Annotated in this window: 7 protein-coding genes; 4 read left to right on the forward strand and 3 right to left on the reverse strand. The window is 39.8% G+C overall.

The window, feature by feature from the left end; all coding sequences use genetic code 11:
- Positions 1-10: 10 nt before the first annotated feature.
- The 3 genes from KEM09_RS18990 to KEM09_RS19000 are packed head-to-tail and all read right to left on the reverse strand — an operon-like array spanning position 11 to position 3,307.
- Positions 11-1,291 carry an ABC transporter permease gene (locus tag KEM09_RS18990; RefSeq protein WP_212230731.1) on the reverse strand — a complete coding sequence of 427 codons (1,281 nt, stop codon included), beginning with the start codon at positions 1,289-1,291 and terminating at the stop codon, positions 11-13.
- Between the two features lie 22 nt (positions 1,292-1,313).
- The gene (locus KEM09_RS18995; RefSeq protein WP_212230732.1) at positions 1,314-2,564 is read right to left on the reverse strand and encodes an ABC transporter permease; all 1,251 of its coding nucleotides are present in this window, start codon (positions 2,562-2,564) and stop codon (positions 1,314-1,316) included.
- Positions 2,561-3,307: an ABC transporter ATP-binding protein gene (locus tag KEM09_RS19000; protein WP_212230733.1), complete on the reverse strand. Its 747-nt coding sequence runs from the start codon at positions 3,305-3,307 to the stop codon at positions 2,561-2,563. The genes KEM09_RS18995 and KEM09_RS19000 overlap by 4 nt, the downstream gene beginning before the upstream one ends.
- Before the next feature lie 331 nt (positions 3,308-3,638).
- Between KEM09_RS19000 and KEM09_RS19005 the strand changes: the two genes are divergently transcribed.
- From KEM09_RS19005 to KEM09_RS19020, 4 genes are read left to right on the forward strand one after another with little or no spacing between them, the layout of a single operon-like run.
- A complete protein-coding gene (locus KEM09_RS19005; RefSeq protein ID WP_212230734.1) occupies positions 3,639-4,175 on the forward strand; it encodes an RNA polymerase sigma factor in 537 nt (178 codons plus the stop codon).
- 3 nt (positions 4,176-4,178) lie between these two features.
- Positions 4,179-4,730: a hypothetical protein gene (locus KEM09_RS19010; RefSeq protein WP_212230735.1), complete on the forward strand. Its 552-nt coding sequence runs from the start codon at positions 4,179-4,181 to the stop codon at positions 4,728-4,730.
- 6 nt (positions 4,731-4,736) lie between these two features.
- Entirely contained in the window at positions 4,737-5,768 is a 1,032-nt protein-coding gene (locus tag KEM09_RS19015; protein ID WP_212230736.1) for a hypothetical protein, read from the forward strand.
- Positions 5,765-6,331, forward strand: coding sequence for a peptidylprolyl isomerase (locus KEM09_RS19020; protein ID WP_212230737.1), 567 nt, complete (start codon positions 5,765-5,767; stop codon positions 6,329-6,331). The genes KEM09_RS19015 and KEM09_RS19020 overlap by 4 nt, the downstream gene beginning before the upstream one ends.
- Positions 6,332-6,623: the final 292 nt, after the last annotated feature.

Here is a 6,623-nt window from a genome sequence, read left to right on the forward strand (position 1 = left end):
TTCAAATTTTTTATTCGTGTCTTAAAGCTTCAATTGGTTTAATTTTAATAGCTTTCATTGCAGGTATAAGTCCGGCTATTAAACCAACCAGAATCAGCATCGTAAGTGCTGCAATGGCTAGCGGTAACCCAACTTCGGGGTTTAGGAAGAATGTTTCATCTTCCACATTGCCAGCTGCCCTAGAAGCGTCAACCGCCATATCTACCAGGTACAATACAACTGTGCCAAATGCGAGGCCGATAAAGCCGGCGATGGTGGTCAGGAATACAGACTCGGTTAATAACTGGCCCACAATCATAGCAGGGCGCGCACCAATGGCTCGTTGAATACCAATTTCTTTGGTGCGCTCTTTAACGATGACCAGCATGATGTTACTGATACCAACGGCTCCGGCAATTAAAGTCCCAATTCCAACTACCCATATAAGGATGTCAATGCCCAGGAAAATGAAGTTCATGGTTTTGATCTGGTTCTCCAAATCAAACTTGCCAATAGCTTCGTCATCGTCGGGTGAGAGTTTGTGATTGCCCTGCAGGATAGGTGAAATTTTATCAATGACTGTTTGCACCTTAACACCTTTTTTGGCAATTAATCCAAAGTAATGCACCTGGTCGCCATAATTAAAGGTTTGTTGCATGGCCGTAAAGGGCAGGTAGACAGTTTCCTTTTTGTTGCTTCCAATGTTTATCTTTGGATTATTTGATTTAAACACGCCAACCACCATGAAATACACACCATTAACGCGCAGGTATTGTCCAACCGGATCTTCGCCTTCATCAAACATTACTTCATATACCTTTTCGCCAATGATGCAGACCTTACGTTTCAGTTTAATATCCTCGTCGTTAATGTAACGGCCATAAGGCATGCTGCAGGGGTCTATCTCCCGATAGCTGGGGTAGTCACCCATCACATTAAATGCACCTGATCGTTTGCCTCTCACAATATTTTCTCCACTACGCAAGTTCCAGCCATTTAATCGTGGTGAAATGACTTCTACCTCAGGTACCTGATCTCTGATGGCTTCAATATCATCATTATTGATTTGCCAATGACGTCCTCGTTTAAAGCCTTCGTAGGCAATGGTGGTATTTTCGGCCCACATAAAACCGCTGTTTGTGGCAAAGTCTTTAACGCCCTCATATACGCCGTTCTTGAGTCCATTACCTGAGCCGGTCATAACAATGAGCATGAAGATGGCCCAAAACACACCAAAGGCTGTCAGAACACTTCTTAGTTTATTTTTTTTGATAGCATTAAATATTTCCTGCCACCTATCTTTATCAAACATAGCTTTAGACTTTGGGTTAGATTTATTCGTCGTGTAATGCTTCAATTGGTCGTATAGCAGATGCTTTACGGGCCGGGATGTAACCAGCTATCAATCCGGCGGTCACTAATATGGCTAAGGCCCATAGCGCCACGCCTAAATCGGCTGAAGGGTTGAAAAAGGCTCTTTGAACATCCTGATTCTGTGTGGCTATCTGCTGCAGGATGGCTGAAACACCAGCCAATAATCCCATGCCGGCCACCAATCCAAAGAATCCTGCCAGAGCAGTTATCAAAACAGACTCAGATAATACCAGCCTGATGATTGAAAATGGAGAAGCACCAATAGCTTTGCGAATACCAATTTCTTTTGTTCGTTCTTTTACCAGGATGATCATAATGTTACTGACTCCAACAATACCTGCTATAATGGTCATAATACCAATCACCCAAACAAACATGCGGATGCCGGCAAAAACGCCTTGTGCCTGTTTAAAACTTTCCAGGGTATTCCAAATACCAATCGCCTGCTGGTCATCTGGAGCCACCCGATGACGTTCCATCAGCGTATTTCTTACTTCATCTTCTATTCGTTTATTTTCAGCAACAGATGTGGCATTGGTTGATATGGCCATCTCGGTCAGGCGGTTGTTGCCATTAAACACCCGCTGCGTGGTTGTAAGCGGCATATACAGTTGTTTTCGGTCTTTGTCTTCCGGATCAACAAATGTTCCCACCACCATAAAAGGCACCCCACTTATCCGGATGTATTTGCCCATGGGATCTTCATCCTTAAAAAGATGTTTTTGTACCGGATCTGAAATGATAACTGATTTTCTAAATTGCTCGATATCTATTTCGTTAATGTATCGGCCCTGCTGGATGTCAACTAATTGAATCTTCTTAAACTCTGGCATTACGCCTTCGATGCGAAAGTCGCCATATTCATTTTTGTAAGTGACTCCAAAGTCACCCCAAAGATGAAAGCGGCCTGAGAAGTTATCCATGTCATCTTCAAACTTGCGGCGCAACATTTCTCCATCGGCTACTGTGAAGTTAATGCGGCGCCCAGCTTTAAGTCCATCATGAGCGACTTGTGTCCGGCGACTCCAAATCCATAAAGCATTTTTAGATGTGCCTCTGAAATTGAATTCCATGCCATTTTCAAGTCCTTTACCCGAGCCCAGCAATATGATGAGCATAAATATACCCCAGGCTACACTAAAGCCTGTCATAATGGCTCGAAGCTTATTCTGTTTAAGTGTGGAAAATATTTCCTGTAAATAATCAATCATGATAATACAGACTTGTGCGAGGTGAAAATTTGACTATTGTCAGCTGAAGTGCCCTGATGGTTAGTACTATTAGATTCAATAATACCATCTTTCAGGCGAATGACACGTTGGGTCATATCTGCAATGTCGTTTTCATGCGTTACAATAATAACGGTGATTCCCGAAGCATTCACTTCTTTCAGGATGTCCATCACTTCATAGGATGTTTGTGTGTCTAGGGCACCGGTTGGCTCATCGGCAAGGATGACTTTTGGGGATGATATTAATGAACGAGCAATGGCAATGCGTTGTTTCTGTCCACCGGACAGTTCACTGGGTAAATGGTTCCACCATTCTTTCAGGCCTAATCGCTCAAGCAATTCAAGTGCTTGGGCATTGCGCTTTTTCCGACTAACGCCTTGGTAGTACAAGGGGAGTGCAACATTCTCCATTGCATTTTTAAACGAAATCAGGTTGAATGATTGAAAAATAAAGCCAATATACTTGTTGCGAAACGCTGCAGCCTTTCGTTCATTCATTTGCTGAATAAGAATATCATTGAGGTAATACTCACCGGCATCATAATTATCGAGTATACCCAGAATGTTGAGCAGAGTTGATTTACCTGAACCGGAAGATCCCATGATAGAAACCATCTCGCCTTCCTGAATGTCAATGTCAAGCCCCTTAAGTACGTGAAGAGAGTTGCTGCCTGTGATATAAGATTTGTGAAGTTGATTCACTCTAATAATGCTTTGGCTCATAATGTTTTTTCTTAGATATATAGATTCTAACGGGTTCAATACGTAATAACAATGGATGTGCCACACATTTAAAAGTTCACTTATTCAGTGTGTTATGGTTGTTGTTTTTTGGTTTGTACCTATTTTAACCTTAGATTTACTTTAATTTTGTTCGGTTTCGAACACATGATTTTTGTTAGGCTTTACAAATAGGACGATTGAGGGTCCTAATCGGTTACAGTGTTCGAGGTGTGCGTTTTCGAACAAATCGATTGTTTTTAATGGTTATTCAAGTTTTTATTCGACCACAATGGCCTATTTGCGTATCATATGTAAACATTGAAAATGTTTGATGACTGAAGAACAATTAATAAATAGTAGTAAGCAGGGAAATAAGTTGGCCTTTGCTCAGCTGATAGATAAGTATACCGGTTACTTGTATCAATTAGTTTTCCGTATCATTAACAATGAGGAGGAATCAAAAGATGTTTTGCAGGATACCTTTATTGTGGTGTGGCAGAAGTTGAGCCAATACGATGCCGGGAAGTCAAAATTTACAACCTGGCTGTATACTATCGCAACTCGTCAGGCGATTAGTTCCTTGCGAAAGAGGAAACATCTCATACCAGTGGATGATGGAGTTATGTCGAAATATTGTGAGGATGCGCATTATCAATTAGCAAATAAAGAAGTTGGTGGGTTAATTCTAAAGGCTACTAAAAACTTATCGCCTTTACAAAAAGTGGTATTCGTGCTCCGTGATGTGGAAGAGTTGGAGGTAGATGAGGTAAGGCAGATTACGGGTTTATCGGCTAAGCAGATTAAAGACAATTTGTATTTAGCGCGTAAGCTTGTCAGGGAGTGCCTTATGAAATATGGAAAAGGATAGATTATGGAAAAGGACGTTTATAAGCGATTTGTTGAGGATGTTAAAAGGACAGACTTGAGGATGTCGAATGAGGACAAATTTAAACAAAGATTATTGCAGAAGATTAACGAACCTCGTAACTACAGCAAAAGACTGATACAAGTGCTTAGGGTAGCTGCATCTATAGTCTTATTGCTCAGTTTGGGTACATATATTTGGATGGAAGTAGATACCAGGGAGCAAAGATGGCTGGTTGAGCAGCAAATAAACGGCAATCAGTTGGTGCAACCCTCATCTGGTTCGTGTAAGCAGGCAGTTGATAAAATGATGACGTTATTAGCCAGCTCAGAATCACTGCCATTTAGTAATAAGGGTGTAGCTTTTAGTAAGGTTCACCTGAAACAGATCAAAAGCGAAAATGCCGAGTTGTTTGTAATGCTGGAAAGGATGCTTGTTTATATGGAACAATTTTATCCATCAGACTATGCCGCTTTTCAGTCTGGCGAAACAGTGCAGTTAACAGCCTGGCAATTAAGAAAAGAATATGATGTGTGTAACTGGATAACCAATAACTAGTGCGCTATGAAAACAAAAATATTATTGATTGCGCTGGTGCTTATTGTATCGGCTTGCAAAGATTTAAGGTATCATTATTATACACGAATTAATGATGATGGAACCATTTTTAAACGAATTGTAGCAGAAGGTGATTCTTCAAAAATATATTCCAATCCCTTTTCCTTTGATATTAATGACGGATGGAATGTGAGTTATGATAAAAAAATGGATGAAGACAGCGAGGATACCTTGTTTGTTGTAATTGTAGAGAAGACTTTTCTGAATGTAGCAGCGGTGAATAAAGACCTTGTGCCTGAAAATGATTCCGTATACAAGGATAATATCTCGCTTAGTATAAATAGTAAATTCAGAGGCTTTTTTACTTTTCACCAGTATAGCGAGACATTTAAACAACGATTTCCGTTTAAGCATCTGTCTGTTGATGATTATCTGAGTAGGGATGAATATGCATACTTCTTCGAAGATGATACATCTATTGTTCAAAACATGAGTAAAGCTGATCTTGAAGCTTTCGAAGAGCAAGGTGAGGCGAAATTTTGGGATTATCTGACAAGCACTTTAGGGATTGAGTTTGTTCAGCTAACTAATGAATTGGCTTATCAATCGCAAAAAGAAGTTTTAACGGAATCTGATTCGCTATTCGTTCTACAGTTGTTTAAATCGTCTGTTGATGATGGTCCCGAGCTGGTTGAGATTTGCCAGTTAACTGATCAGCAAATGAATGCAACCTGGTTGAGTGAAGCCTATGCTGATGGCTATTTTGAGCACTTCGAAAAGCAGATTGATGATGAAGTCATAATGCTGGCTGATAACAATTATAGCGCTGAGATTGAAGTTCCGGGCTTATTATTCGCAACCAATGCCAATAGTATAGACAATAATAGTGCTAAATGGAGTTTTTGCCGTGGCAGCTTTCTATATAAAGATTATATCCTTACTCTTGAATACCGTACCATTAATTATTGGGCTTTTATTATAATTGGTGTGCTGTTTATTATCTTGGTGGTATCGTTTATAGTAAAAAGAAGAGCATGAAATATTTTTTATCAATAAGTCTGTTGCTGCTATTGTTGGGTTGTAAGGAAAATCCTAGGGTGGTGGTAGAAACAGAGTTGGGTGATATTCTAATTGAAGTATATCAAGATAAAGCGCCGGTCACAACAAATAACTTTTTGAAGTATGTAAATGAAGGAAGATATGATAATGCGGTATTTTATAGAGTTGTAAATAAGGATAATCAGGAAGGTGTTGAGGTTAAGATAGATGTTATTCAAGGTGGACTGTTTGAAGAAGAACATCCTTTGGAGTTAAAAAGTATAATACATGAATCGACGAACCAAACAGGCGTGTTGCATGAAGATGGTACTATAAGTATGGCGCGACTGGAGCCAGGAAGTGCATCTTCTGAATTTTTTATATGCATTGGCAATCAGCCGGAGTTGGATTGTGGTGGTAAGAGGAATTCTGATGGGAAAGGTTTTGCTGCATTTGGTAAAGTAATAAGAGGAATGGATGTCGTTAGAAAGATCTGGGCATTGAGCAATACAGATCAATTGTTAGATGAACAGGTAGTCATATACAAGATGCATCAATTATAACTACTCAACAAAGAACCCATCTTTGCTGTATATTGTTTTTCTCAAAAAAAATCTCCCCCTTTAACACCCACCCATTCAACCTCTAAGCAATCAAAGTTCAACGGGTTTATCTTTTTTCTCAATTTTCCATTTGGATAATAAAGAAATCCTGTGTTATTTTGCATCCGCTTTTGAGAACAACGGTTGTCACGAAAAGTAGAATTGATAAGGCTTACAGGCATATGTCAATAACATATTGAAAGGTAAAAAGGGCATAGTCTTGACAAGGCAGATAAGAGGTGATATCTTAGCT

The sequence above is a fragment of the Carboxylicivirga mesophila genome, assembly GCF_018271975.1.
GTDB lineage: Bacteria > Bacteroidota > Bacteroidia > Bacteroidales > Marinilabiliaceae > Carboxylicivirga > Carboxylicivirga mesophila.

Excerpts from the sequence above, each read along its gene's own strand:
- KEM09_RS18990 (WP_212230731.1), bottom strand. The coding sequence starts at position 1,291 with ATGTTTGATAAAGATAGGTGGCAGGAAATATTTAATGCTATCAAAAAA.
- KEM09_RS19010 (WP_212230735.1), top strand. The coding sequence starts at position 4,179 with ATGGAAAAGGACGTTTATAAGCGATTTGTTGAGGATGTTAAAAGGACA.
- KEM09_RS19015 (WP_212230736.1), top strand. The coding sequence starts at position 4,737 with ATGAAAACAAAAATATTATTGATTGCGCTGGTGCTTATTGTATCGGCT.
- KEM09_RS19000 (WP_212230733.1), bottom strand. The coding sequence starts at position 3,307 with ATGAGCCAAAGCATTATTAGAGTGAATCAACTTCACAAATCTTATATC.
- KEM09_RS18995 (WP_212230732.1), bottom strand. The coding sequence starts at position 2,564 with ATGATTGATTATTTACAGGAAATATTTTCCACACTTAAACAGAATAAG.
- KEM09_RS19005 (WP_212230734.1), top strand. The coding sequence starts at position 3,639 with ATGACTGAAGAACAATTAATAAATAGTAGTAAGCAGGGAAATAAGTTG.
- KEM09_RS19020 (WP_212230737.1), top strand. The coding sequence starts at position 5,765 with ATGAAATATTTTTTATCAATAAGTCTGTTGCTGCTATTGTTGGGTTGT.